Annotated in this window: 24 protein-coding genes; 10 read left to right on the top strand and 14 right to left on the bottom strand. The window is 45.4% G+C overall.

Translation table 11 applies throughout. The features are described 5' to 3' along the window. Nucleotides 1–12: 12 nt before the first annotated feature. The gene (locus tag K1Y79_RS05870) at nucleotides 13–243 is read right to left on the bottom strand and encodes a hypothetical protein (RefSeq protein ID WP_220249065.1); all 231 of its coding nucleotides are present in this window, start codon (nucleotides 241–243) and stop codon (nucleotides 13–15) included. A gap of 196 nt (nucleotides 244–439) precedes the next feature. Here K1Y79_RS05870 and K1Y79_RS05865 point away from each other — a divergent pair, with 196 nt between their 5' ends. Next, nucleotides 440–1,168, top strand: a complete 729-nt coding sequence (locus K1Y79_RS05865) for an SDR family oxidoreductase (protein WP_220249064.1) — start codon at nucleotides 440–442, stop codon at nucleotides 1,166–1,168. Between the two features lie 111 nt (nucleotides 1,169–1,279). Here K1Y79_RS05865 and K1Y79_RS05860 read toward each other — a convergent pair whose 3' ends face one another. The 3 genes from K1Y79_RS05860 to K1Y79_RS05850 all read right to left on the bottom strand — a co-directional run bounded on the left by K1Y79_RS05860 (nucleotide 1,280) and on the right by K1Y79_RS05850 (nucleotide 3,132). Continuing rightward, the gene (locus tag K1Y79_RS05860) at nucleotides 1,280–1,636 is read right to left on the bottom strand and encodes a hypothetical protein (protein WP_220249063.1); all 357 of its coding nucleotides are present in this window, start codon (nucleotides 1,634–1,636) and stop codon (nucleotides 1,280–1,282) included. 433 nt (nucleotides 1,637–2,069) lie between these two features. Beyond that, nucleotides 2,070–2,429 (bottom strand): DUF6717 family protein, encoded by a 360-nt coding sequence (locus K1Y79_RS05855; protein ID WP_220249062.1) that lies wholly within the window; start codon nucleotides 2,427–2,429, stop codon nucleotides 2,070–2,072. A gap of 319 nt (nucleotides 2,430–2,748) precedes the next feature. Further along, complete coding sequence (locus K1Y79_RS05850; protein WP_220249061.1) at nucleotides 2,749–3,132, bottom strand: hypothetical protein; 384 nt, start codon at nucleotides 3,130–3,132, stop codon at nucleotides 2,749–2,751. Nucleotides 3,133–3,288: 156 nt separating this feature from the next. On the opposite strand from K1Y79_RS05850, the gene K1Y79_RS05845 reads away from it, so the two are divergent. Beyond that, the gene (locus tag K1Y79_RS05845; RefSeq protein ID WP_220249060.1) at nucleotides 3,289–5,265 is read left to right on the top strand and encodes a tetratricopeptide repeat-containing sensor histidine kinase; all 1,977 of its coding nucleotides are present in this window, start codon (nucleotides 3,289–3,291) and stop codon (nucleotides 5,263–5,265) included. Next, nucleotides 5,255–5,890 carry a response regulator transcription factor gene (locus K1Y79_RS05840; protein ID WP_220249059.1) on the top strand — a complete coding sequence of 212 codons (636 nt, stop codon included), beginning with the start codon at nucleotides 5,255–5,257 and terminating at the stop codon, nucleotides 5,888–5,890. The genes K1Y79_RS05845 and K1Y79_RS05840 overlap by 11 nt, the downstream gene beginning before the upstream one ends. A gap of 2 nt (nucleotides 5,891–5,892) precedes the next feature. Here the strand turns inward: K1Y79_RS05840 and K1Y79_RS05835 are convergent, their stop codons facing one another. Both K1Y79_RS05835 and K1Y79_RS05830 read right to left on the bottom strand, forming a co-directional pair. Further along, complete coding sequence (locus tag K1Y79_RS05835; protein ID WP_220249058.1) at nucleotides 5,893–6,447, bottom strand: zinc-dependent metalloprotease family protein; 555 nt, start codon at nucleotides 6,445–6,447, stop codon at nucleotides 5,893–5,895. Between the two features lie 28 nt (nucleotides 6,448–6,475). After that, entirely contained in the window at nucleotides 6,476–7,447 is a 972-nt protein-coding gene (locus tag K1Y79_RS05830) for a hypothetical protein (protein WP_236059503.1), read from the bottom strand. Nucleotides 7,448–7,564: 117 nt separating this feature from the next. On the opposite strand from K1Y79_RS05830, the gene K1Y79_RS05825 reads away from it, so the two are divergent. The 6 genes from K1Y79_RS05825 (at nucleotide 7,565) to K1Y79_RS05800 (ending at nucleotide 14,003) form a co-directional block, all read left to right on the top strand. Then, a complete protein-coding gene (locus K1Y79_RS05825; protein WP_220249056.1) occupies nucleotides 7,565–8,122 on the top strand; it encodes an RNA polymerase sigma factor in 558 nt (185 codons plus the stop codon). Then, a complete protein-coding gene (locus tag K1Y79_RS05820; protein ID WP_220249055.1) occupies nucleotides 8,097–8,732 on the top strand; it encodes a hypothetical protein in 636 nt (211 codons plus the stop codon). Before K1Y79_RS05825 ends, K1Y79_RS05820 begins: the two co-directional genes overlap by 26 nt. A gap of 14 nt (nucleotides 8,733–8,746) precedes the next feature. Next, nucleotides 8,747–9,850, top strand: coding sequence for a hypothetical protein (locus K1Y79_RS05815; protein ID WP_220249054.1), 1,104 nt, complete (start codon nucleotides 8,747–8,749; stop codon nucleotides 9,848–9,850). A 334-nt stretch (nucleotides 9,851–10,184) separates the two neighbouring features. Further along, nucleotides 10,185–10,568, top strand: coding sequence for a VOC family protein (locus K1Y79_RS05810; protein WP_220249053.1), 384 nt, complete (start codon nucleotides 10,185–10,187; stop codon nucleotides 10,566–10,568). A gap of 91 nt (nucleotides 10,569–10,659) precedes the next feature. Then, nucleotides 10,660–12,999 (top strand): GAF domain-containing protein, encoded by a 2,340-nt coding sequence (locus tag K1Y79_RS05805; RefSeq protein ID WP_220249052.1) that lies wholly within the window; start codon nucleotides 10,660–10,662, stop codon nucleotides 12,997–12,999. Nucleotides 13,000–13,142: 143 nt separating this feature from the next. Continuing rightward, nucleotides 13,143–14,003: a helix-turn-helix domain-containing protein gene (locus K1Y79_RS05800; protein WP_220249051.1), complete on the top strand. Its 861-nt coding sequence runs from the start codon at nucleotides 13,143–13,145 to the stop codon at nucleotides 14,001–14,003. An 89-nt stretch (nucleotides 14,004–14,092) separates the two neighbouring features. Here K1Y79_RS05800 and K1Y79_RS05795 read toward each other — a convergent pair whose 3' ends face one another. The 3 genes from K1Y79_RS05795 to K1Y79_RS05785 form a co-directional block, all read right to left on the bottom strand. Next, nucleotides 14,093–14,800, bottom strand: coding sequence for a M17 family peptidase N-terminal domain-containing protein (locus K1Y79_RS05795; RefSeq protein WP_220249050.1), 708 nt, complete (start codon nucleotides 14,798–14,800; stop codon nucleotides 14,093–14,095). A 3-nt stretch (nucleotides 14,801–14,803) separates the two neighbouring features. Then, nucleotides 14,804–16,186, bottom strand: a complete 1,383-nt coding sequence (locus K1Y79_RS05790) for an alginate export family protein (RefSeq protein WP_220249049.1) — start codon at nucleotides 16,184–16,186, stop codon at nucleotides 14,804–14,806. A 213-nt stretch (nucleotides 16,187–16,399) separates the two neighbouring features. After that, on the bottom strand, nucleotides 16,400–16,876 hold the full coding sequence (locus K1Y79_RS05785; protein ID WP_220249048.1) for a Dps family protein: 477 nt from the start codon (nucleotides 16,874–16,876) through the stop codon (nucleotides 16,400–16,402). 214 nt (nucleotides 16,877–17,090) lie between these two features. Here K1Y79_RS05785 and K1Y79_RS05780 point away from each other — a divergent pair, with 214 nt between their 5' ends. Beyond that, the gene (locus K1Y79_RS05780; protein ID WP_220249047.1) at nucleotides 17,091–17,537 is read left to right on the top strand and encodes an SMI1/KNR4 family protein; all 447 of its coding nucleotides are present in this window, start codon (nucleotides 17,091–17,093) and stop codon (nucleotides 17,535–17,537) included. Nucleotides 17,538–17,675: 138 nt separating this feature from the next. On the opposite strand, the gene K1Y79_RS05775 is transcribed toward K1Y79_RS05780, so the two are convergent. From K1Y79_RS05775 to K1Y79_RS05755, 5 genes are all read right to left on the bottom strand, one after another. Continuing rightward, complete coding sequence (locus K1Y79_RS05775; protein WP_220249046.1) at nucleotides 17,676–18,734, bottom strand: aminotransferase-like domain-containing protein; 1,059 nt, start codon at nucleotides 18,732–18,734, stop codon at nucleotides 17,676–17,678. A gap of 74 nt (nucleotides 18,735–18,808) precedes the next feature. After that, on the bottom strand, nucleotides 18,809–19,975 hold the full coding sequence (locus K1Y79_RS05770; protein ID WP_220249045.1) for an MFS transporter: 1,167 nt from the start codon (nucleotides 19,973–19,975) through the stop codon (nucleotides 18,809–18,811). A gap of 6 nt (nucleotides 19,976–19,981) precedes the next feature. Beyond that, the gene (locus tag K1Y79_RS05765) at nucleotides 19,982–20,665 is read right to left on the bottom strand and encodes an HAD family hydrolase (RefSeq protein ID WP_220249044.1); all 684 of its coding nucleotides are present in this window, start codon (nucleotides 20,663–20,665) and stop codon (nucleotides 19,982–19,984) included. Between the two features lie 12 nt (nucleotides 20,666–20,677). Continuing rightward, entirely contained in the window at nucleotides 20,678–21,700 is a 1,023-nt protein-coding gene (locus K1Y79_RS05760) for a zinc-dependent alcohol dehydrogenase (protein WP_220249043.1), read from the bottom strand. Continuing rightward, complete coding sequence (locus K1Y79_RS05755; protein ID WP_220249042.1) at nucleotides 21,681–22,943, bottom strand: aspartate aminotransferase family protein; 1,263 nt, start codon at nucleotides 22,941–22,943, stop codon at nucleotides 21,681–21,683. Before K1Y79_RS05755 ends, K1Y79_RS05760 begins: the two co-directional genes overlap by 20 nt. Nucleotides 22,944–22,953 lie beyond the last annotated feature (10 nt).

Raw genomic sequence — 22,953 nt, 5'->3', positions numbered from 1 at the left:
TTTTGATTTATCTTAGTGCTTGTCCTGATCGTGTTCTTCTTTCCTGTCTACCTTTTCCTGTACAGAATCCTCATCTTCTCCGAAGTTATCATCAGCGCTTTCTTCTATTTTCTTGATGATTGAAGAGATGGGGCCTTCCATGTGTTCCTGTGGTTCTGGTCCCAGTGTTTCAGGATCTGGCTTAATGCTGGCATCCTCATTGTTGTCTTTAGTCGCTTTGTTTTTTGAATCATTGTTTATCATAACTATATAGGTTTAATTCATACGATAGCGTAGAAAAATCATGCCAGCAGACGTCTGGGACAGAGGACGCTGTATACTATGGCTTCACCATCAGCGGACTGAAGGTTTGAATTATGTAATTATCACTTTGATATTCGCAATGGATAGAACCAGGGGTGCAACTACCTTTGGCAGGTAAATTCTAAAAAAGTAACGTATGCAATTAGCGGGTAATAAGATATTGATCACCGGAGGCGCCAGCGGGATAGGACTGGGGCTGACAGAGCGTTTTCTTCAGGAAGGTAATACGGTTATTGTCTGTGGCCGGCGGGAGTCTGTGTTAGATGAGCTGAAAGCAAGGTACCCGGCAGTTATTACAAAAGTTTGTGACTTGTATTCAGCAGAAGCACGGATAGACCTGTTTAACTGGATTCAGGAGCAACATAAGGACCTCAACGTCCTGGTAAATAATGCCGGTATACAGCAATGGACTAATATTACGGATGATGACTTTTATCTGCGGGCTAAGGAGGAAATTGCGACAAATGTGGAAGCCCCTGTACATCTGACGGCCTTATTCAGTAGGCTGGCATCTCTCCGCACGATTATGAATGTAACCTCCGGACTGGCCTTTGTACCATTCACAAAAGTGCCGGTATATAGTGCTACCAAGGCATTCTTCCATTCATTCACCCATTCCAGCCGGTACCTGTTGCAGGAGAAGGGGATAGAGGTGATAGAGATTGTGCCGCCGGCACTTAACACCGATCTTGGAGGTAAAGGGCTGCACGACGCTGCACCTCCGGTAAGTGATTTTATCTCGGCGATCTTCAGACAGCTGGCAGAAGGTAAAACGGAACTTACATTTGGCTTTAGTGAGGCGATGGTGAAAGCAGGGCCTACGGAGATAGCAGCCGCTTTTAACAGGCTTAATCCTGATAAATAAGAATTTCGCTCATAGTATAAAGGTTGTTTCCTATGTGGGAAGCAACCTTTTGCTTTAACACGCAACGGCGATGCTTATGTAAGCCGCCTCATTTCTCGTAGGCTTGTAGGATCATAACTTATGCTGCTCTTCCTGGACATCGGCCTTTATAAGGTCAGCCGGCAGGTACCGCTTGACCAGTATCTTCCCATCCACCATCAGATAATAGAGGTTGGTCTTGTCATTCATATGGTAAGACCGGGTAATGATATACCCTGTGCGTTGTGTTTTGACGTTCTTACCAGGGACGGTGGTAACACGTTCCCCCACTTTAAACTCAAAAGGAGGAATGCCTTGCCCCAGACCCATCATCTCTCCATAGTATGTGCATACCTCGGCTGAAGTATATTGAGTAAGTATCTGCATGATCTGCAGGAAGAAGTGATGGGCAAGTTTAAACGTATGTTGATGTAACTTCTTTTCCAGCAATAGATGTTCAGTAGTACCTGAATAGCCCAGCTGATAATAAGTGACCCGTAGTACAGCATCACTCCAGGAGTTATTTTGCCATGAGAATACCAGCGGACTACCTTTATAAACGAAGGTGAATGTAGTAGGCTCCTTGTTATATAGTGTGCTGTCAGATAGCTGTTTATAGAATTTTATTAATGTATTCAGCCGGATGCCCGAATGTTTATCCCACTTCAGTACGTGGCCTAGTCCGGGGGGGAGCTCGCAGGTGCAATAGATTTTCGTCCTGGTAGTTCAGTGTAAGCCAGGAGTGGAGAAGAGGTGATTGGGCTTGGCGAAAAGCGCAATGTTGTCAAACATCTTAGTTAGTTTTCATTGATAGATATAATAGGGATAGTATGAATGGTAGCTGGTAATCAGTCAAAAGGCTGGCTATGAAGCCGCCTTACCACTAATTATGATGGTGGGCAATGTCTGCATAGATGACTTCAGGAAGCCCTGCAAAGACGTATTCAGTTACTTCACATAGCCACATTTCCTGGTTGACGGGTTGTCCTTTGAAGTATTCCATCAGGTAGTTACCACCACCGATGGATTGTTGCAGGTTTTCTATCAGTCTGATAGGGTCCGCACCTTCAAAAGGCTCGTCACTGAGTTCGAGATAGCACTCGTTCGTATACCCACTTACTTTATCCAGCATGGTATCTGCACCTAATACCATTTCAAGGGCAGCAATGTCGTCTGTCCAGCCGGGGAGGTCTATATACCATTTGTTCCCGGATGTTTTGTAAAATCTGAAAGTACTTTTCATAATGTATAGGTTTGGGGAATGCAAAGGTAACTGAAGTAATATTACCAGTAAAATTACTAGTATAACTGATTAGTCTTCAGTGTGAAAATAGTTTTCAGGCAGTGGCATGTGTATGGTGTTGTCAGCGCCTGGGCCGGATGTGGGTAGTTGTACGCCCACTTGGCCGATGATGATGGTCGGTAAGAGATACGGGGCCGGCATTACATGAGAGGTATTTAAATGAGAAAAGGCAACATGGATATGTTGCCTTCAGAACTGGGATTACAATACAATAAATGTTTACCACATATGCACAGCGTGGCTTAACTAATAGAAAGACCTAAAATCTATATGATACGGATGCACTTAAAACACTTCCGCTTGAAGTACCTTCTTCTCTCAATTCACCGTCTACAAATAACTGTAGTTTCAGTGTAGAGGTATTGCTTGCCCCGTCAGCGCTTACAGCTGCGTTAGCAGATATTGCGCCGGCAGGAACTTCTATCTCAGGGCTGGTCCAGGTAGTACCTGACAGACTTGAGGCTGTGGTGACTTTACCGTCGTAACCATATACAGCGACAGATATATCAGACCCTTCGCTAGCGATTGCTTTAAAGTAAATTTTGTGGGAGGAGGAAGACGGCTTGTCATCATCTTTTGAGCAGGCTACAAATGCAAAAGAAAATAATACAGCCAGTAAAGCATAATTTCTCAATAACTTCATATAATACGGTTTTTTAAAAATGCCTACTCTATCGTTCAGTTTTCGGCATACCCTGTCATCGGGCTACAAAGTTATAGTTGCTGTTCAGCCGTGCCAATACCGGGAACCGGTTATTTATTTCTACCTGTTTCCAGGTATTTTATCTATTTTTCGGGCATGATCCGTATATACACCCTGATTGCATTGATCGTAGCCATGTCCGTACGTTGTGAAGCCCAGGTATCATTAAACCAGCAAAGGTATTATGATAGCCTTACTGCTATACTCAATAGCCCAGGTGCTGATAGCCTGAAAGCAAGGGCGCATTATGCGTTGACCATTTACTGGGTACCCAGGGATACTACCAAAGCAAAACAGTGTATAGAAGAAGGAAGGAAGCTGAGTAAAGGCTCTGCTTTCCTTCAGGGAATTGCTTATGCCAATGAAGGATATCTGTATTACGGGTCAGATATAGACAGGAGTGAAGCTGCTTTCAAAAAGGCCGATAGCCTGCTTACCCCTTATGATAACCGGGATGCCTGTCAGATACGCGCCAACATCTGGATTAACTGCGCTGTTATCCAGCAAAGGAAGGATGACGACAGGGGATATATTGACCTGGTATTGAATAAGGCTATTCCGCTGGCTTCCAGGGCAGGAGACAGCGTTATCATGGCCTCACAGTATGTAGGTGTCAGCGTGGCTTTTATGAATATAGAGCAATATGACAAGGCGGAAGTATACCTTAATGACGCCATCAGGATCTACAAAGCAATACATGCGCCGGCACATCGCCTTGTGGCCGCTTATAACAGGGCGGGAGAAAACTATATTCTGCTAAAGAAATATGAGGCGGCCAAGAAAACTGTGGATGAAGTCAAGCCATTGCTTGCGCCTTTCCCGGAGTCAGAATTATATGCAGGCCATTATATGGTGGAAGGACTGTATTACCATCACCGGCAACAGTATACTGATGCGATCAGGTGTTTTGATAAGGGAATGGCTGCCGCTAAAGGTCCGAATAAAGTGTTTGCTATACAGGAGCTGCAATTCTATAAGGTTAAATCCTTGCTTGCAGCAAAGATATATGCACCGGCAAAAGATATTTTGTTGCAGTTAATGTCAGACGAAGACATTATCTCTATGAACAGCAGCCGGTTAGAGATATACGAAGGGCTGGCCGAAAGTTATGCCGGTATAGGAGAGATGAAGCATGCCTATGAATGGCTGAAGAAGTCCAGACATCTCAGTGACAGCCTGCATGCCAGCGATGTGGAAAATGATATCAATGCACTGGAAATGAAGTATCAGCGTGCAGAAAGTCAGAAGCAGATCATAGCCTTGAAAGGTAAAACAGCGCAGGCTGCCCTTGCAGCTAAGAATAGCCGGTTATACAGCTGGCTGTTTGCCATTACAAGCCTTTTTCTGCTGGTGGTAGCCTCGTTTGCCCTGCTTTACTACCGTAGTAATAAGAAGTTGCTGGTGCAGAAAGAGTTGAATCATCAGCAACAATTGAATGAGATAGAACAGGAGCAGCGGTTGAAGTTTGGTCAGGCGGTACTACAGGGCGAAGAAAGAGAACGCCATAGGTTGGCACGCGATCTGCATGATGGGCTTGGTGGAATGCTGGCGGCTGTAAAGCTGAATCTCTCTGCACAACTATCCGGCAATGGGCAGGAAGGCATGGAAATGCGGAAGGTCATCAGCCAGGTAGATAGTTCTGTAACAGAGTTAAGACGTATAGCGCATAATATGATGCCTGTCAACTTGCTGAAGTTTGGACTTGAAACTGCCCTGAGAGATATGTGTGAATCACTGATGACAGATAAGTTGAGTATTGACTTTCAGGCATATGGCGTCGGCAATCTGTCAGAAGAACAACAGATCCATATATACCGCATCGTGCAGGAAATGTTATCTAATGCCATTAAACATGCTGACGCAACACATATTATTCTGCAATGCAGCCAGGATGGGGATACCTTCCTCATTACACTGGAAGACGATGGGAAGGGTTTTGATACCACTATCAGCAGCAAAGGAATAGGATTAACGAATCTCAGGAACAGGGTAGGTTTCCTGAATGGGTCAATAGAGATCACCTCGGTGATAAATGAGGGTACAATAATAAACATCGAACTGAATGTCGGATAAGCGTGCTAAGCTGGTCATTGTGGATGATCACCTGATTGTTCTTGAAGGATTGCAGAAACTGTTGCAGAATGCAGCGAATATTACCGTTGAAGGCACCTTCACTACCGGCGCTGCCTTTCTTACATTCCTGGAGCAGCATAGTGTAGATATAGTCCTGTTGGATATTAGTCTGCCAGACACCAATGGAATTGACTTATGCCGGGAAATAAAAAAGCTGTCCCCTGCTACTATTGTGTTGGCGCTTAGTAATCATAATGAGCGTAGCATGGTATTGCAGATGTTACAGCAAGGTGCATCGGGATATCTGCTGAAAAATATTGCAGGCGATGAACTGATTGTATGTATACAGGAGGCCTTAAATGGCGAGATGACCTTCAGCCAGGCTGTGAAGGAAATTATGTCCCGTCCGTCCGTAGCTGAGTTAAAAGGGATTCCCAGACTTACCAAGAGAGAGAAAGAAATATTGCAGCTGATTGCCGAAGGACAGACTACTCCCGATATAGCAGCAACCCTCCATCTCAGTCCTTTGACAGTAGAAACGCACCGTAAAAGCTTATTGCAGAAGTTTGAAGTGAAGAACGTCGCCTTGCTGATCCGGATGGCTGTGGAGCATAAACTGTTATAGCCTCAAAGGTTCCAGCCTTTTTTGCGGAGAAAGGCGCTGCATTTCGGGCAGAAGCCTTTTTCTTCGTCAGTAGGATCTCCACCCTTGGCATCCCGCATATAGCAGGTGAGTACGGGGCAGTGAGAGAGCCCCATATTATGCCCCAGTTCATGAATAACCAGTTTAAAGAAATTCTGTTTATTCTTCAGACGATAGCTGGATACAATACATGCGCTACCTGGGCAGTAACCCAGGCCCATAATGCCATAATCTGCCAACTTCCCTTTCGTAGCACTGATATCCTGCATAGTGATACCAACGTATATCTCATTGCGGGCGGCCATACTGCTCATCCAGCGGATGAGTGAGTCAGCCCTGTTGCGGTTGCGGGGTTCATAATACGTAAATGCCGGCATGTCCCTGGCCGGCAGTACCTCTGTCTGCGGATAGATCTTACGGATACCCTCATAGCTCTCCTTTATCTGGATGTCTTTCACTCTGCCAAGCGGTAATATCTTCACGCGAATGGTCGCCTGTATAGGCCGGCTTCTGGTGCCGGCATCTTTGCAGGCAAACATTGATACACATAATAGTATCAGGAGAAGGCTATATCTGATTACCATGTTCTGCTCTTCCTTTTATGATGTGTAAGATATTGTCCTGGATATCCTTCATGATCCATCCGGCCCACCAGCTGGCATAGGTATTAAAGGTGGTGGTCAGCTGGAAATTACTATATAGGTGCAGCCGTTGGATATTATTGTCCATTTGCTCCAGTTCAAAGGTGCTGTTTAGTACATCGAAGTATTGTCCGCCAATAACGATATGCTCATCCATCGTACTGGCAGGTATATCATATGGATTGGCTTTTATGGTAAAAGTCATTTTCCGGCCGGGCTCATAGTCAGTTACGGTTTCATCGAAGGTCAGTCCGCCCTCAAATACCCCCTTCCTGTATGCGCCTATACCTGCATAGTTGAGTTCCGCTTTCACCGGGCGGGGTATACCTATTATGTTTGTCAGCCAGCCGGTATGTTCAGCAGGACTTATTTCGGATACGCTGGTTGCATGGCTCCAGACTGTTTCTTTAGCAGCCTGAATATCCACGTAAGTATATACTTTATAAACAGCAGGGCTTCTGGTAAGTTGCTTTTCCAGTGGCGTTATCAGGAGCGGAAGTAATGTCAGCAGGGATACGAAGATCCGGTTATGTGGGTGGCCACGTAATTTAAAGTATCCGGTAATCAGTGCGCCGATGGAGGAGCCCAGCATAAAAAGCGGCAGTATCATTACCCAGCAAAGGAAGCCTTCAATAGCAAGGGCTGTAGTGGCCAGCATGAATATGAATACACTACGCCACGGATGGGTAATCCTGAACTGCAGGCTTTTGACATCCTCAATATCAGAGAAGTAAATGGTTAACGCGCCCATGGCAAAGGGCGTAAGTACAAAAAAGGAGATCGTCATCACTGAAAAAACTGCTGAGAGCATGCTTATTTCAAATAGTAGTCTTAGAAATAATGCAAACCCCACCGTGATCACATAAGGTACCGGGATCTTTTTTAACCTCGAAAACATTGGTATAGGATAATGGCTACAAAGATAGATAAACGCCTTGCGGCAAAATAAATTTATTTGACCAGGCAACCCTTTCTCAGTAAACTGCATTTATAGTAGCATAAACCGGACATTTACTTGACTGAAGCCGAATATATAAAAGAAGCCAAAAAAGGCAGTAGTGCCGCCCAGAAATGGCTGTTTGATGAATTATCAGGCAGGATGCTCATGGTATGTCGGCGCTATGTCAGGAATGAGCAGGATGCGGAAGAACTGATGCTGGACGGCTTCTGTAAGTTCTATAGTTCCCTGTCAGGATTGCAGTATCAGGGGAGCGCAGCACTTTTCAGCTGGGTAAAACGGATTATGATTAATGAGTGCCTCATGTTCCTGCGTAAGAAACACACATTTGTTATAGTATCAGAGCATGTAGCAGAAACGCTGGCTTTGCAGGAAGACATACTTGACAACCTCTCGGCAGCAGAGATTTTTAACCTGGTAATACAGCTTCCTGCCGGTTACCGGACAGTCTTCAACCTGTATGTAATTGAAGGGATGAACCATGGAGAGATAGCAGCCCTGCTGGGAATCTCGGAAGGTACTTCCAAATCACAGCTAAGTAAAGCTAAGTCTTTATTGCAGAAAATGCTTTTGCAGCAAAATATTGAGTATGGAAAACGAAAAACGCAGCAATAGTCTGATGGATAAGATGGATGGCCTTTCAGGTCTTCCGGGGGATGCAGCTTTCAATAGAGAAGCTGCCTGGAACAGGCTGCAACCTAGGTTGCCGGAGCAGCGGGCGTCCAGGAAAATGGTATGGTGGTGGGCAGCGGCAGTAATACTGATATTGTGTATATCGCCTTTCCTGCTCAAAGACAGGTCCCGTGCCGTAATGCCGGCACCTGCATTGGTAAACAGTACAACCCTGCCCAAGCCTGCACCTGTTATTACGCCAGATACCATTGCTCAGGAAAAGCCGGTACCGGTTATCCTGGCGAAGGCAAAACAAGTAAGCAAAATGACAGATGCTGTAGTAATACCTCCATCAGATACGCTGGCAATTACTCAGCCACTGGTCGCAGCCGTACCCCGGCAGGACTCCCCGCTTATACAGTCAACTGCAGCTACCATCCCTCCGAAGAAGCGGGTAGTACACATCAATGAGGTGGGCGGAGATGTAATAGGTAACACCTATATATATCCTGAACATAAGCAATTTAAAGTAGCGATCAGCGGGCCAGCAGGTTTTGCCAGTCAGATCGTAGCGGATAAACCCTCCAATACAAGCAACCTTCCCAAAAACTAGATAATCAAATGAAGATGAAACATTACTTTCTGATGCTCCTGACGAGCATCACAGGGACGCTGTATGCCCAAAATCAGCAGCCTGCATCTAATGAAGACAGGGTCTTTGATATTCCACAGCAGGAGATCAACAAACGCTTCCTGATATCGTTGGACAAGGGTGGTAAGATGCAGATAGAGCTGGTAGATTTGAAGGATCTGGACAGGGTAGGCAACATTGATTCATTGCTGAACCTCTTTCTAAGGGATCTCGTGCCGCTCAAAGACTCCCTGACAGATGAGCTGTCAGTAAAGATAATAGACTATGTGATGGAGCCTCCCGCAGCAAAAAAGATCCGGTTGCGGCAATTCAGGCCATCGGGTAGTAGTTATCTTGTACAGCAAGGTGATGTTGCTGCACTGAAACTGGAGCAGGATACCGTCCATTTTATCGGGATGGTACCAGTACCCGGAAAGAAGGAAGTACATCGCTTCAGGATCAGTTTCTTCGTTAATCAGTTAAATGACCTGGCCGGATATACCAATGGGCAACTACAGGCAAAGCTGGTTAGCCTAAAGCAAAACATGTATAGCGACTGGGTAAAAGATGATAAAGGTATGATGCACCTGCGAAAGGACTATACTATTTCATCCCGGATGGCACGCGGCTGTATTAGCGGACAGGGAGATTACCTGTTACTGAGTGGCTCGGTGAATGTCCAGAACTATAAGAATTACTTTGTGCCTTCATTTACACTAGGTGCAACTGTAATAGCAGGAACCATGTTTGGAACCGGGCGGCGCGTACATGAATTTGGCGCTTACTGGGAGCCTAACTTCTTTTTCGGCAGGGATAGTGAAGGTAAACTAAAGACTTACAGGAATGATTTTGTAACACTGGTGTATGGCGTAGGAGATGCCCGAAAGAGGGAAACCAGGAAAGAACCCTATCTGCAATTTATATGCTCAGTAGGATACCTGGTACACCGTAGTGGAGACTACTTTGAAAAGCAGTCTTTCCGGGTAGGACTTGGTAGGATGTCAGTGTTTGAAGGAAAGACGAAGATTGAGCCGGTAGTTTACTTTCATGAGTTTTTCAGAGGAGTAACTCCAGGCGTCAGGTTGATTCAGAGCTTTTAATATCGGTAATACTTAGCGTTAAACTAACCGGCGTTTGGTATCTGTTCGCTATTAATCCGGACATACTATAGCCGAAATTCATACAATAAGCGAGGCTGTCTCAACGTATTGAGCAGCCTCGCTTATTGTATGTTTTTGATGAAAGCAGCGAGTTGATATATAATCATTTGCCTTAATGGTATAGAGACTTATAGCAAATACGCGTAATTTCCAGCTATTGCTGCTGATAGCCCGTTTAACCAAATTGCTACAATCTGTACAGGTTAGTCGCTATTTGCCAGGAAAAGGCTTTATATGCGCGAATTTTGCATGATAAGGATAAACCAGATTAATTATGCATATAGATCATACTACCATCAGAACGGATCAGCTGGAGGAACCAAGGGACTTTCTCATCAGCGTTTTTGGGCTACGGGAAGGGCCCCGGCCAGAATCTATAGCTAGAACGATTAGGGGGTACTGGCTGTATTGGAAAGACGCCCCGCTGATTCATCTCATAGCTGCAACTGCTGACTATGAGAGAAACGGACAGCAGCCCGCAGAGGCTATTGACCATACGGCCTTTGTCTTGGATGATTATGAGGCCTTCAGGCAGCATCTTACCAACCTGGGCATACGATTTTCGGTAAAAGACTTACCCGAGATAGGAGTGCGCCGCATCTTCCTGCGTACTCCTGCTGGCATACTCCTTGAAACAATATTTAAGGATCGATCATAATGACATAAGTATTCAGCCAGCTAGAGATACAGGTACCCCGGTTCTTACGTATGTTCATTAAATTTGTGGTAATCCGCCAAAGTAACTGCACATGAAAAATAACATACTGGACCTCTCCAGTGAAGTGGTTATACCACTTGAACTGGACGCGGCCATATCTTTCCGGCCCTTCATAGATTATCTCCGTAAAAGAGTGGCAGGGGAAAGAACGGCCAAGGCTGGTATATATACTAAAGCGCTCGAGCTTTTTGATCAATACAATATTCGCGAAAAGGACATTTCCCTGGAGGAAGTCAATCAGTATCCCGAATTGCTGGAATTGCTATATGTGTGTCTTTCTCCGCCCCTGGCTGACGAGGGCGATCTGGCCTGGGGATTAAGCTTCCCATTCCAGCCACAGGTATTTTACGGTACTGAACTGTTATTTCAACTACTGGAAAGTAAAGTAGGCGAACATGACAGGGAGAAAGACCCTAAATCCCCTGAGGCCTACCATAAAGACAGATTGCAGTTGTTGTATTCTTTCATTCTGCAACGGTTGTATAACCTTCGTATGTCTGTTAAAACAGAGCAATACCATGCGGGGGTACATCCTGAAACCGGATTGTTGCAGTATTACCAGGTACATATCAATACCGACTTTCTGGACGTTGAGCCAGTGGGCCCATTACCCGAGCCTAACTTTGGAGATATTTCCTTATTGATGGCCGACGATACCGGCTATGAAGCGTTTGAGAAAATACTGCCGCTTTCTGCCTTCCGCTTCCGCGGGATATGTGTATTATCCATCTCTGACGTAACAGTACAGAAAGCTGTAGATAATATAGAGAATGTAAGACTGGCCCGTACCCCTGATAATGACGAGAGCAGCTACCGGAATGTCATTAATTCACTGAAAACAATAGTCGGTAATCAGAAGATAGAGTTTGATCTGTTTCCGCTGGTAAAGATCAATAATGAGCCTGTATATGGCTATAAAAAGGCAGGCACAGGCATATTGTTCGAGGTATGGGGCGACCGCCTGTCACCGGATGTGTTCCGTAAGCAGGCAAAAGGGTACTTCTCTCATCCTAATTCCTTCTTCTCAAGAGACCTTTTTGGCCCTAAAGAGATGGAAATATCTTTCCTGGAGCACTTCCGTAAGTTAAAGGTCCGCTCCCTGGCATTGTTACCTGTGTTTTATAACCGGCAGCCGGTCGGGGTACTGGCCATGCATACCTGGGAAGACGAAACCTTTGAAGAGACTACGGTTTCTTTACTTGAACCGGCATTGCCGGCCATTGCTCAGCTGTTTGAGGTATATATCGACGAATTTAATCTGGAGATTGAAACGATCATCAAAGAAAAGTTCACCTCTATACAGCCTTCGGTACAATGGAAGTTTAACGAAATAGCCTGGCATTATCTCCGCGACAGGAAGAAAGGTCTACCCGAAGTGGCTGAGACAATCCAGTTCAATGAAGTATATCCGCTTTATGGTGCTGTGGATATCCGGAACTCTACTATTGAAAGAAATAAGGCCATTATATCTGATCTGGACACCCATCTGGAACTACTGATGACCACTTTAAAAACGCTGCAGACAGAACACTATACTGTACTACAGGAAGAAATGATCTATAAGTGCGGCAAATGGAAGGAGGTACTGGGTCAGCAGCAACTCAATGGTAATGACGAAAATAAACTGGTCGGCTTCTTCAGGGAAGAGACAACGCCATATCTGCAACATATCTCCAAACAGAATGGTAATAGTTTGATTTTACAGGAATACCTGACTGCACTCGAGAAGTTCAATAGCAATCTGCACGGTAGTAAACATGCGCTGGAAATGTCTATGCAGACGATCAATACGGTAGTGAATAACTATTTTGAAGCTCAGAAAGACCAGTTACAAAGTTCTTACCCCTGCTATTTTGAGAAGTTCAGGACAGACGGGGTGGAGTATGACATCTATATCGGACAATCATTCGCACCTGACAAACCTTTTAATCATTTTCACCTGAAGAACCTCCGGCTTTGGCAGCTGTCTTCTATGGCAGCAGTAGCCCAGCTAACAGCTTCCCTGGTACCGGAAATGGCAGTGCCTTTACGCACCACTCAGCTCATTTTCGTGCATAATCATACGATTGATATCAGCTTCAGGGCTGATGAGCGGAAGTTTGATGTGGAAGGCGCTTATAACATCCGATACCAGATGATTAAGAAGCGTATTGACAAGGTACATCTGCGTAATAGTGAAGAACGGTTAACCCAGCCAGACAAGATCGTCCTGATTTACTTTGATAATAAGGACATTGAAGACTATCTGCCATTTATCCAGTATCTCCAGGAAAAAGGCACGCTCAATAATGACCTGGAAGAACTTGACCTGGAAGATCTTCAGGGTTTAAGCGGCCTGAAGGCATTAAGGGTAGGGGTAGCACAATTATGACAGATGCCAGTATAGCTTCGTAAACTTACGATATATCGTCAGTAGTATTTCTGACGAGATAGATGTAACTAGTTGTATACTAGTTTATTATCGGTATGGCACCTTCATTGCCTCATAAAACGTGAATTAAAATCTGCCGTTTTATGATCCACATCCAGGAAAATACACAATTGAAGTCAAAGATTCAGATCCACTCATTTGAGTCAGCGGAAGCTATTAATGCATTATCTGACCATCAGGCATATAAACTTGAAAATGTAGAAATACTATGGTGTAAGTACGGTACGGGTACCGTACAGGCAGATGGTAAGTCTATGCCTCTGGAAGAAAATCAGATATATTGCTTCCTGCCAGGACAACTGCGTAAGTTCCAACTGGATGCTCCGGTAGGTGGTTACTATATTTCCTTTTCCCCCGATTGCCTGTACCTGGCATATAACCTGAAAGATATGATGTCATCTTTTGAAGAATCCATACTTAATATGCAATTACTCAGCTTCAGGGCAGATGAAGAAATGCAGGAAGAGCTGGAAGAAATTGTCAAAAAGATGCAGCGTGAATGTGCCGGTAACCTCTGGATGCGTTCTGAAGTATTATCCGGCCTGCTGAATGTATTTATGATCTATTTATCCAGAGAGCTGGGTATGTGTACGCAGGCACAGGTGCTTTCCAGGGAAGGAGATGTGGCCAGGAAATTCATGACTATGCTGAAGAAACACTTTATTACACGTAAGAAGGTAGCTGATTATGCAGATGCCCTCAGTGTCACACCTAATTACCTCAACGCAGCAGTTAAGAAAGTAACCGGTTTCACAGCCAGTTACCAGATTCATAAGCAGATTATTATAGAGGCGAAACGCCGCATTCTATACGCTGATACCAGCCTTAAAGAAATTGCCTTCGACCTGGGTTTTGACAATCAGGCGCACTTTAGTAAGTTCTTCAAATCAAAGACGGGCATGAACTATACTGCCTATAAGCACAGTATGGCCGAGATGGTATAAGTAACTGGACTATATTATTACCAATAAATAAAACCGGGAAGAAGCTGACAGTACTTCTTCCCGGTTTTATTTATTGGTAAAAGAAATGATTAATGCTGGTAAGGAACCAGTGCATGCTTTACTGCTTCTGAGGAAGCTCCGTAAAAAGCAGGTCCGGATAACAAGGTGAACTTAGTCACCGGTTTGAATACCGACATCTTTTTCTCTTTCAGATATACTTGTGTATTATAAGCATCCAACGCACCTTTAACTACATTCTCTGCTACTTCTGCGGTAGGAGAGTCTATTCCTGCATCTTTAATATTGCTGGCATGTGAATAGGAAGGCACGCCTAACTTTAAAGCTTCTCTCATACCAATTGCCCCAATAGTGTACATTACCTGGGCGTTGAAGGTATTTCTGTCGCCAAGGCCGATCAGCAAGAGCTGTTTTGCCTTTAGTGTACCGGCAGGCGGTGTAATGAGCAGCGTCTCGAACGCATGTCCGGAGAACTTGCCACTCTTGCGCAGATAACTGATCATACCATGCAAAGCCTCATCTACATGTAGCATACCATTCAGCGCTGCAGGCAAAGCAGGAGGATTGGTGATATCACCTTCTGTGTATTCAAATACGCAGGCAATCTGGAGGGGTGTTTCCTGTGCCGAGGGCGCCGTTACCTTTACTTCAACGGCAATGCCTTCAGCTTTACCTACTATAGCGGAAGTACCTATTGCCGGTAGATCCTTTACCTGCGCTTTTACTGCAAATACAAAAAGTAGCAGTAAGCCGGTCAGACTTGTTTTAACTGTTTTCATATATCAAAACTTAAATGATAACTGTGTATTGAAGAAGAATGAATTAGTAGATGGATTGACCAGTTCATTGATGAAAGGTCCTGTTTTGAAGTATTGTAAGCCACAACTGAGCTTAACAAACCTGCTGAATACATAATCGCCGCTTAGTAGGTAGGCTGTGCCGATATACCTCCCGTCAATAGCTGAACCGCCGGTATCGAATGAACCGCTGGGCCTATAGATCCCGTCTTCTCTGGAATAGCGCCAGTTGAATACGACATCTGCCTGGATCCCGAACCGGTCGCTGAATGTCAGTGTACCGTAAGGATGCAGGTCTATCAGATTGGCAGGTCCGACGCGGGGATTAAACCCGAAATAGCCTCCTTTGGGATATAAGGGGTTGAATGTTTGTAGTTTGCCGTCACCAGCCTTCCTATCTCCGGAAATGTAGTCATTACGCAAGTTGATTGATGGTTTAAACCGGGCATGTTCAAAAGAATACCCAATGTCAATAGCGGTAGTCCAGGCACTGATGCGGCCTTCGCCAAAAGAACCGAACTGGTAGGCCGCTTCGAGGTTATAAATGAAGCCTCCGCCATACTTCCAGTAACGTACGGCTGCGGTATGCCGCAGTTCTTCCTTTATGCCCTCCTCAAATTTGGCGTTGTCTCTTCTATACCCCAGGTAGTAAAGGTCCAGGTTACCGGCAGCGGGTACAATAATATACGCGTAAGTGCCCCAGAGATTGGCCTCCCGTGTAATATGGTTGTCGAACACATAGGGCTTTACTTCTTCATCCATCATCAGGAAGGCGTCTACTCCAAACTTAGGCGCTGTGTACATTACTTTACCGCCGTTAAAGTACTTACGTACATTCGGTCCTTCTCTTACGGATATCAGCCTGCCGGTTCCATAGTCCAGTTCCTGCCTGCCAGCCCTGGCAACCAGCTTCCGGTTTTTGTCCGGCCAGGTTTTGAGCGTCACATCAATAAACAGGTTCTGTACTGCCAGTTCGTCTTTGTTGATAGGAGGTGTACGTAGCTTACTGAAGTTTTCCAATGCACTGCTTAGCTGTGCAAACACCCTGACGCTTTTGCCGAGGTGCAGATCTGCATGCAGGTTATACCTTTGTAACAGGATACCATTATAGGCTCTCCCATACCTGTTCCAGTCTTCATGCACCGACATTGCATATTCATAACGGGCTTCTCCTCCGAATGAGAGGTAGAAATGATCCCTATCAGACAGCGGAATATATTTAATGCGGTTGTACCAGTTATTGGTACTGTCTTTATGCAGATAGTAGTAATCTTCGTTATATCGCAGCAGTTTAAATGACTGTGCAGACAAGGGAAACACACCTATACACAGAAAGAGTATGAATACTGCGGTAGTCCTATAGTTCATGCTGTTTGGTATTCACAGAAGACTACCGGCTATGATCAATTTTTCATGCGTTTCCGCCCGGCAATCTTTCTACTCCAAAGTTATCTGAAAGCGGTGTTTCCACGGATCGCCAAATCATCGCAACTGTTGTATAATTCCCTATATTTTGGGGGATAAAAAAAAGGCGTCGCAGCTAAACATGCTGCGACGCCGGCTATATATAAAAAGTGTAGGTTACCCTTTATAATGTGCTCTTAACATCCAGGCCATTTTCTCATGTTCTTCCATGAGTCCTGTAATAAAATCACTGGTGCCTGCGTCTTTGTAGGTGTTGGCGAAAGCGTCTATATTACCACGGATGAACTCAATAATGCTTTCATGGTCGCTTTGCAGTTCTTTAATGAATCCGAGGCTGTCGTTGTTTCTTTCGCTATATTCTGTAAGATGCGTCAGTTCCAGGAAGCTTTTCAGTGTGCCTGGTGCATAATGTCCCAGGGCACGGATTCTTTCCGCTACGCTATCCATAATTTCATCCAGCTGGTTGTATTGTGCTTCAAAGAAGAGGTGCATAGAATGGAAGTCTGGTCCTTCTACATTCCAGTGCGCATTGCGTGTTTTTGTATAAAGTATAAATTCATCTGCTAATAACTTTGCAAGCTGGTTAGCCACCTGCTGTCTGTTGGGTGCTGTAATGCCAATGTTGGTGTTCATATAGAGCTGTGTTTTAAATGCCTTATTATAAACTTAAAGGTAGCACAAACCTGTTTCGGAATACTTATTCTGTTATAATTAACACATCATTAGCAGTAAAAAATACAAACATAATGTACCGTAATTCTAAGAAACGTTTCTGTCTCATTTAACGTAAACATGCGGAACCCTGCGAAAGGAAACGTAACTTTGCGCACTTATTTTCTCTAAAACTATGAAAACACTAACGATTACCTGGCAGGCAGCCCCGGTGGAATTAGCAGATGTTAAAGCCGTAGAAGCACTAGGTGGAATCACTTTCCCTAATAATGTAAGAGACTTCTTCCTCAAGTACAGTGGCTGCAGTGTCAAAGAACAATACTTTACTGAATCCTGCTCGTTTTTAGGTATTCTTCCTTTAAGATCTGATCGAAGTGCATCTGTGGAGTTGATCCTGGAAGGTTACCTGGAGGATATGGAAACAAGAGATTGGCTACCCTTTGCTATTGATGCCGGGGGCTGGGTGTTTGCCGTGTCACTTGCCGAAGATACCTATGGCCAGGTATGGCTGGACAGGTTTGATAGCGGTGAGGAAGATCCATTTAAATTCCTCGCTCCTTCATTTGAAGCTTTTGTTAATCAGTTATATGCAGCAGAACTGGTCCATAGTTATATAACATAGAAGAAGGTGTATCAAAAGCATGATACACCTTCTTCTATGTTATATACACGATGTTATCCAGGCAATGCAAAATGCCTTTGTATATCCAGATATACTTTTGCCAGAATGTAGGAATACCGGCACTTAACAGTGGTAACCTCAGGAGATAGTTGTTTTGATCATTTCAAGGGCCTGTAAGACCCTGTTCATATCTGCTTCTGCTCCTAGTGCTATCCTGATATATTCTCCGGTGGTTCCTGGTGCTGCAAAGGTGGCCCCTGCCATTATCTCCACGCCTTTCTCAAGCAGGGCTTTATACACACCGGTAGAGGTAAGCCCTGCAGGCAGCTTTAACCAGCAATGGAAACCGTTCTCATGTCCTTGAATATCATAGCCTGAGAGGTACTCCCGGGTCTGTGCCTGCCGTTTCTTACCTTCCGCCCGTTTCCTGCGCAGCAGGTCTGCCAGTTCGCCTGTATTGATCATATCTGTTACAAGTGTCGAGAAGAAGGTAGATGGATTACTGCTGGTCATTCGGATGGCTACTGTAATCATCTCTTTATACCGTTCAGGTGCTACCAGGTAAGCTACTTTGATATCGGGGGCTAATGGTTTTGACAGGCTGTATATAAACCAGCCCAGATCGGGTGCAAGCTGTGCAAAGTTAGCGGGTGGATTTTCTTCCAGGAAACCATAGGCATCATCGTCTATAATAATCTGTCCGTTCTTCCGGGCAATATCGATAAGCTCCAGTCGGCGCTCCAGCGGCATGACAACTCCTGTAGGGTTATTGATTGTACCCATCACATAAACAGCCTTGATATTATGTTTTGCGGTAGCTGCTTCCAGCGCTGCGGGCAGCATGCCCTTTTCGTCTGTTTTACAGCCTATTACTTGCACATTCAGCCACCTGGCAATAGTCAGGAAGTTCCCATAGGTAAACTCATCAACTGCTACTGCTGCACCTTGTAAGGAGGCTGCAAGCAGCGCTACCGTAATAGCCTGATGGCCGGAGGTAAGGATAGATACCTGTTCTTCACTGATGGCGGGTCCATTCCCTGACATCCAGCTGGCTGCGGCCTTACGGTCTTCTGTATTGCCGTTAGGGGATTTCATTGTGAGCCACTGATCGTAAGTGGCATAATGCCTGTCAACAATGCTTTTAAATTCGGCTTGCTGTTCTGCTAATACCGGGTAGTTGGAGCTTAAGGAGATCATGTGCAGTGGGAATTTGGATCGCCAAAAGTACAAATAAATCGGCAGGGCGGGTGGTGATAACCGTAATTACCAGCCTACTTATCATCTGCAATCCTGCCTGCCTGTGCTGCCAGCAGGATAATACCTGTTCCCAGCAACGCAATAAAGGCAAATGACCACCGCAGACTAGTAGCTTCTGCAATAAACCCTATCAGGGGTGGACCCAACAAAAATCCCAGGAAGCCAACTGTAGATACGGCTGCAATAGCTACCCCGGGCGCCAGTGTTTTCGATTTCCCTGCCAGTGCCAGCACCAGCGGAACAACTGATGATACACCAATCCCTACCAGCAGAAAGCCAATGGTGGCAGTGACAAGATAAGGCAGACAAATGGCAATCAATAGACCGCTTGTTGTCATCATACCACTGATCTGCAGCACTCTTTTAGTGCCCAGCTTCGTTACAAAGCGGTCGGCAACAAAACGGCCGCCGGCCATTGTACTCATAAAGGCAATATACCCTACTGTTGTTAAGTGTTCGGGTGCCGCTACTGTTTTCTGAAAATAGATGCCGCTCCAGTCAAACATCGTACCTTCTGTTACCAGGCTGGAAAAGGCAATCAGCCCTAGTTTGAGTATGCTGCTATCTGGTTTGGCAAAGATGGGCTGCGAACTGTCTGCCGCTTCATCTGCCGGCAACAGATACCTGTATGCTGCCAGTACCAGCAGCCATGAAAGGCCGCAGATAAAAACGAAATGGTACAATACCGGCATCTCTAATGAGATAGCAACAGTGCCGATGCCTACACCCGCAAACCCTGCTAAACTCCACAGACCGTGGAAAGAAGCCATAATGGACCTGCCATATAAAGCCTCTATTCCAACAGCCTGTGTGTTCATGGATATTTCAAAGAGATTATTCATAAATCCAAAGCAGAACAATAGCAACACTAACTGCCAGATGCCCGGAGCCAGCCCTATTGCTGCCAGCATTAGCGGAAATAATAGCCCCGCGCTGATCAGTACCTTCCGGCTGCCCATACGGGTAACCAGCCAGCCCGATACCGGCAGACTTACCATCAGCCCAATTGGCAGTGCAAACAGTACGCTGCCTAATCCTGCATTGCTCAGCTGAAATATAGCCTTGATATCATGTATCCTACAGGCCCAGCTGGAGTAGGTAAGTCCGGCGATAAAGAAAAAGATGCTTGCGGCAATACGGTGCGAACGCTTCAGGTTTAAATCGACAGTCAGGTCTTTCATACGTTATCAGGAGGTTAATGTCATCAGGCCCAGGTGCTGCTCTAGTTCATCATAATCTGATATTTTGATGATATCATGAATATGAGCCAGTTTCTTATTATCAATACCGATAAACTTTATGCCAAGTTGCTGCGTAGCCTGATAATCCCAGTTGCCATCACCTACATAGATAATGTCTGAAAGGGCAGGGGTAAGCTGGTGGCGTTTGTTCATCTTACTAATTGTTTGCCAGATGATGTCGCGCCTTGCAAAAGCGTCCTGTGCAAAAGACGCTGCGCTGCAAGCCTCGATATTGATGCCCGCGCATTGCAGTTTAAACAGGGCTGACTGTTTCCAGCCGCCCGTGGCCAGTCCTATGCGTAACTCTTCATTCCGTAGCAGACTATTGATTGTCTTGCCGGCCTTCGGTATTTCGCGGAAGTAATGGGGCTGCTTCTCGTAAGTGCGCTCCAGCAGATTGCAGAAGCAGTCTATGAAATTCTCTATTTCTGTAACCGTACATGGGCGGTTCCTGCGCTCAAGTGATAGCTGGTTAAGAATGCCTGAATCAGTGGTGTTCTCGTAATGACCGTAATTGGTGTTAAAGTCCGAGAACTGAAACGTTTCGGTGATGGCCTGTGTATAACAAAGATCGTCAATCTCTGTGGTATCAGTCAGGGTGCCATCTATATCGAATATTATATACTTCATAATGCCTTAGATTTAAAATGTAATGACAGATTTCAGGCTGCTGATGTCATTGTTTCGTTGCTGCTTGCCGACGTTGCAGCCGAGATGTAGCACTGCTTCTTGAAAGTCATCAATCCCATAAGAACGGGTAATGATCTTTTCCAGTCCGAGCACCTGGCTGTTGATCAGATCAACTGCATGTTTAAAGGTATCCTGTGAATCGATGGAGCCGATGATAGAAATACTGCGATCGGTGATTTCCCGTGGATTGATAGTCTGCTGATTGTTACGCAGTCCTATCAATGCAATCTTTCCGCCATCGGCTACCGCATCGATTGACTTTTCCAGCATGCTACCTGTTGTATCAACAATCAGGTCATACTGGTGTTTACGAGGTGCAAAATGACCAGACAGGTACCAGCCTGATGTCAGGATATCATTGCTGCTGATCAGGTTTGTCCTGTTAGCAGATGTTTCATATATAGTACCTGCCTGTATACCGTACTGTTTTAATGCCAGGTAGAAGAGCAACCCAATGGGGCCACCACCAAGGATGGCTACGTTATAAAAAGGGGTGACTGCCAGTTTCTTAACAGCCGTAAGTACACAGCTTAAAGGTTCAGACATAGCGCCCTGCTCGAAGGGTACATCCGGTGCCAGCGGATAAATAAAGCGCTTGGTAGTTTTAAAGTACCTGGTAAAAGTGCCATCAATGGATACGCCTGCCTCTGTAGAGGACTTCAGCGAGCAATGGTTGCGCAGGCCTTTCCTGCAGTTCTCGCAGTAGCCGCAATAGTAAGTAGGATCAATGATGACGCGGTCGCCAATATTGAAATTCTCAACACCGGCTCCTTTGTCTACAATGATACCGGCAGATTCATGTCCGATGATGACTTTATTTTTAGCATTGTACTCACCGGAAATGATGCTCAGATCTGTGCCGCAGATGCCTGTAGCGCGTATTTCAACAATCACATCATCCGGTAGGGCTACGGCTGGTTCTTCACGTTCTTCCAGCTGTATATTCCAGGGTCCGTTATAAACAATAGCTTGCATGGGTAACAGTTTTTACTTGACTGAATAGTTTATCCAACCTGCCGCAGATCTCTGTTATATCATCGATGGTAGCTGTAAGGGCTGGTCTTACTTTAACAACATTGCCGAAGCCGTAGCGGGAACCTCTCAGTATGAGTTGCTGATCGGTCAGTGCATTGTCAATGATCCTATTGGTCAGTTTGACATCGGGAGCGCCGTCCTGGTCAACTATTTCCAGTCCCCACATATATCCCATGCCACGTACGTCGCCAATGAAATGGCCATACTTTTCTTTGAGGCCATTCAGCAGATTGCCCAATACGATACCGTTGTCACGGACGTTTTGCAGAAAGCCTTCTCGTGAGACAACTTCCATGGTTTTTCTGGCTGCGCCGAGCGATAAAAGGTTACCGCCTGAGGTATAGGAATGTTCCCATTTCTCTAGTACGGCAAATTCGGGCCTGTACAGGATAGCTGCCGTAGGAATGCCAATACCACCGAGGCCTTTGGCTAATGTGATAATATCAGGCTCCATATCGAAATGTTCGCTGGCAAACATATAACCGGTTCTGCCTATGCCTGTTTGTACTTCATCCGCAATCAGCACAATGTCCAGTTCTTCACAGATCTTTTTGACTCTTTCAAAATACTCTGGTGGAGGTACAATATTGCCGCCGTTGCCGAGTATCGGCTCCATGATCATGCAGGATACCTGGCCTGAACTGCCATACTCCACATAGTCGTAAATGGCTTCTGTGCAGAGATACCCACAGTTAGGATATTTGGCAGAGAAAGGGCAGCGGTAGCAATAGGGAGCCGGAACAACTGCATGCGTGCTGGACATGGTATGTGCAAAAGACTTTCTCCTGAACGCATTACCGGAAATATTGGTTGCAAAGAGTGTTTGTCCGTGATGAGATAGTGACAGACTGATCACTTCATTTTTACCATTGAACTTGTTGGCGATCTTCACAGCGCCTTCGTTGGCAGTAGATCCGATAATATCGCGCATCCAGCCATCAGTAATGCCCGCAGGCGCATGAGCAAGTATGCTGTTCAGTACATCGCCGGCCAGTTCGCCGGTAAAGGAGGAGGAAACATGTATCAGGTCTTTTACCTGCTGTTGCAGGACCTCTACCACTTCGGGATGACTGTACCCGAGTGCGAGGTTAAATGTGCCGGATACGGCATCAATATATTCTTCGCCATGCGAAGTGTAAAGGCGTATGCCACTGCCTTTGGTAAACTCTATGTTAGCTGACATGAGGGAAGGG

The organism is Chitinophaga rhizophila (assembly GCF_019492185.1).
In the GTDB taxonomy this organism is placed as follows: domain Bacteria; phylum Bacteroidota; class Bacteroidia; order Chitinophagales; family Chitinophagaceae; genus Chitinophaga; species Chitinophaga rhizophila.
This window is presented reverse-complemented; position numbering and strand designations above follow the sequence as displayed.

Coding starts and splice junctions, on each gene's coding strand:
- K1Y79_RS05870 (WP_220249065.1), bottom strand. CDS start 243: ATGATAAACAATGATTCAAAAAACAAAGCGACTAAAGACAACAATGAG.
- K1Y79_RS05805 (WP_220249052.1), top strand. CDS start 10,660: ATGAAAAATAACATACTGGACCTCTCCAGTGAAGTGGTTATACCACTT.
- K1Y79_RS05765 (WP_220249044.1), bottom strand. CDS start 20,665: ATGAAGTATATAATATTCGATATAGATGGCACCCTGACTGATACCACA.
- K1Y79_RS05790 (WP_220249049.1), bottom strand. CDS start 16,186: ATGAACTATAGGACTACCGCAGTATTCATACTCTTTCTGTGTATAGGT.
- K1Y79_RS05785 (WP_220249048.1), bottom strand. CDS start 16,876: ATGAACACCAACATTGGCATTACAGCACCCAACAGACAGCAGGTGGCT.
- K1Y79_RS05760 (WP_220249043.1), bottom strand. CDS start 21,700: ATGCAAGCTATTGTTTATAACGGACCCTGGAATATACAGCTGGAAGAA.
- K1Y79_RS05865 (WP_220249064.1), top strand. CDS start 440: ATGCAATTAGCGGGTAATAAGATATTGATCACCGGAGGCGCCAGCGGG.
- K1Y79_RS05840 (WP_220249059.1), top strand. CDS start 5,255: ATGTCGGATAAGCGTGCTAAGCTGGTCATTGTGGATGATCACCTGATT.
- K1Y79_RS05835 (WP_220249058.1), bottom strand. CDS start 6,447: ATGTTTGCCTGCAAAGATGCCGGCACCAGAAGCCGGCCTATACAGGCG.
- K1Y79_RS05780 (WP_220249047.1), top strand. CDS start 17,091: ATGAAAACACTAACGATTACCTGGCAGGCAGCCCCGGTGGAATTAGCA.
- K1Y79_RS05755 (WP_220249042.1), bottom strand. CDS start 22,943: ATGTCAGCTAACATAGAGTTTACCAAAGGCAGTGGCATACGCCTTTAC.
- K1Y79_RS05820 (WP_220249055.1), top strand. CDS start 8,097: ATGGAAAACGAAAAACGCAGCAATAGTCTGATGGATAAGATGGATGGC.
- K1Y79_RS05845 (WP_220249060.1), top strand. CDS start 3,289: ATGATCCGTATATACACCCTGATTGCATTGATCGTAGCCATGTCCGTA.
- K1Y79_RS05815 (WP_220249054.1), top strand. CDS start 8,747: ATGAAACATTACTTTCTGATGCTCCTGACGAGCATCACAGGGACGCTG.
- K1Y79_RS05775 (WP_220249046.1), bottom strand. CDS start 18,734: ATGATCTCCTTAAGCTCCAACTACCCGGTATTAGCAGAACAGCAAGCC.
- K1Y79_RS05850 (WP_220249061.1), bottom strand. CDS start 3,132: ATGAAGTTATTGAGAAATTATGCTTTACTGGCTGTATTATTTTCTTTT.
- K1Y79_RS05770 (WP_220249045.1), bottom strand. CDS start 19,975: ATGAAAGACCTGACTGTCGATTTAAACCTGAAGCGTTCGCACCGTATT.
- K1Y79_RS05795 (WP_220249050.1), bottom strand. CDS start 14,800: ATGAAAACAGTTAAAACAAGTCTGACCGGCTTACTGCTACTTTTTGTA.
- K1Y79_RS05810 (WP_220249053.1), top strand. CDS start 10,185: ATGCATATAGATCATACTACCATCAGAACGGATCAGCTGGAGGAACCA.
- K1Y79_RS05830 (WP_236059503.1), bottom strand. CDS start 7,447: ATGTTTTCGAGGTTAAAAAAGATCCCGGTACCTTATGTGATCACGGTG.
- K1Y79_RS05800 (WP_220249051.1), top strand. CDS start 13,143: ATGATCCACATCCAGGAAAATACACAATTGAAGTCAAAGATTCAGATC.
- K1Y79_RS05855 (WP_220249062.1), bottom strand. CDS start 2,429: ATGAAAAGTACTTTCAGATTTTACAAAACATCCGGGAACAAATGGTAT.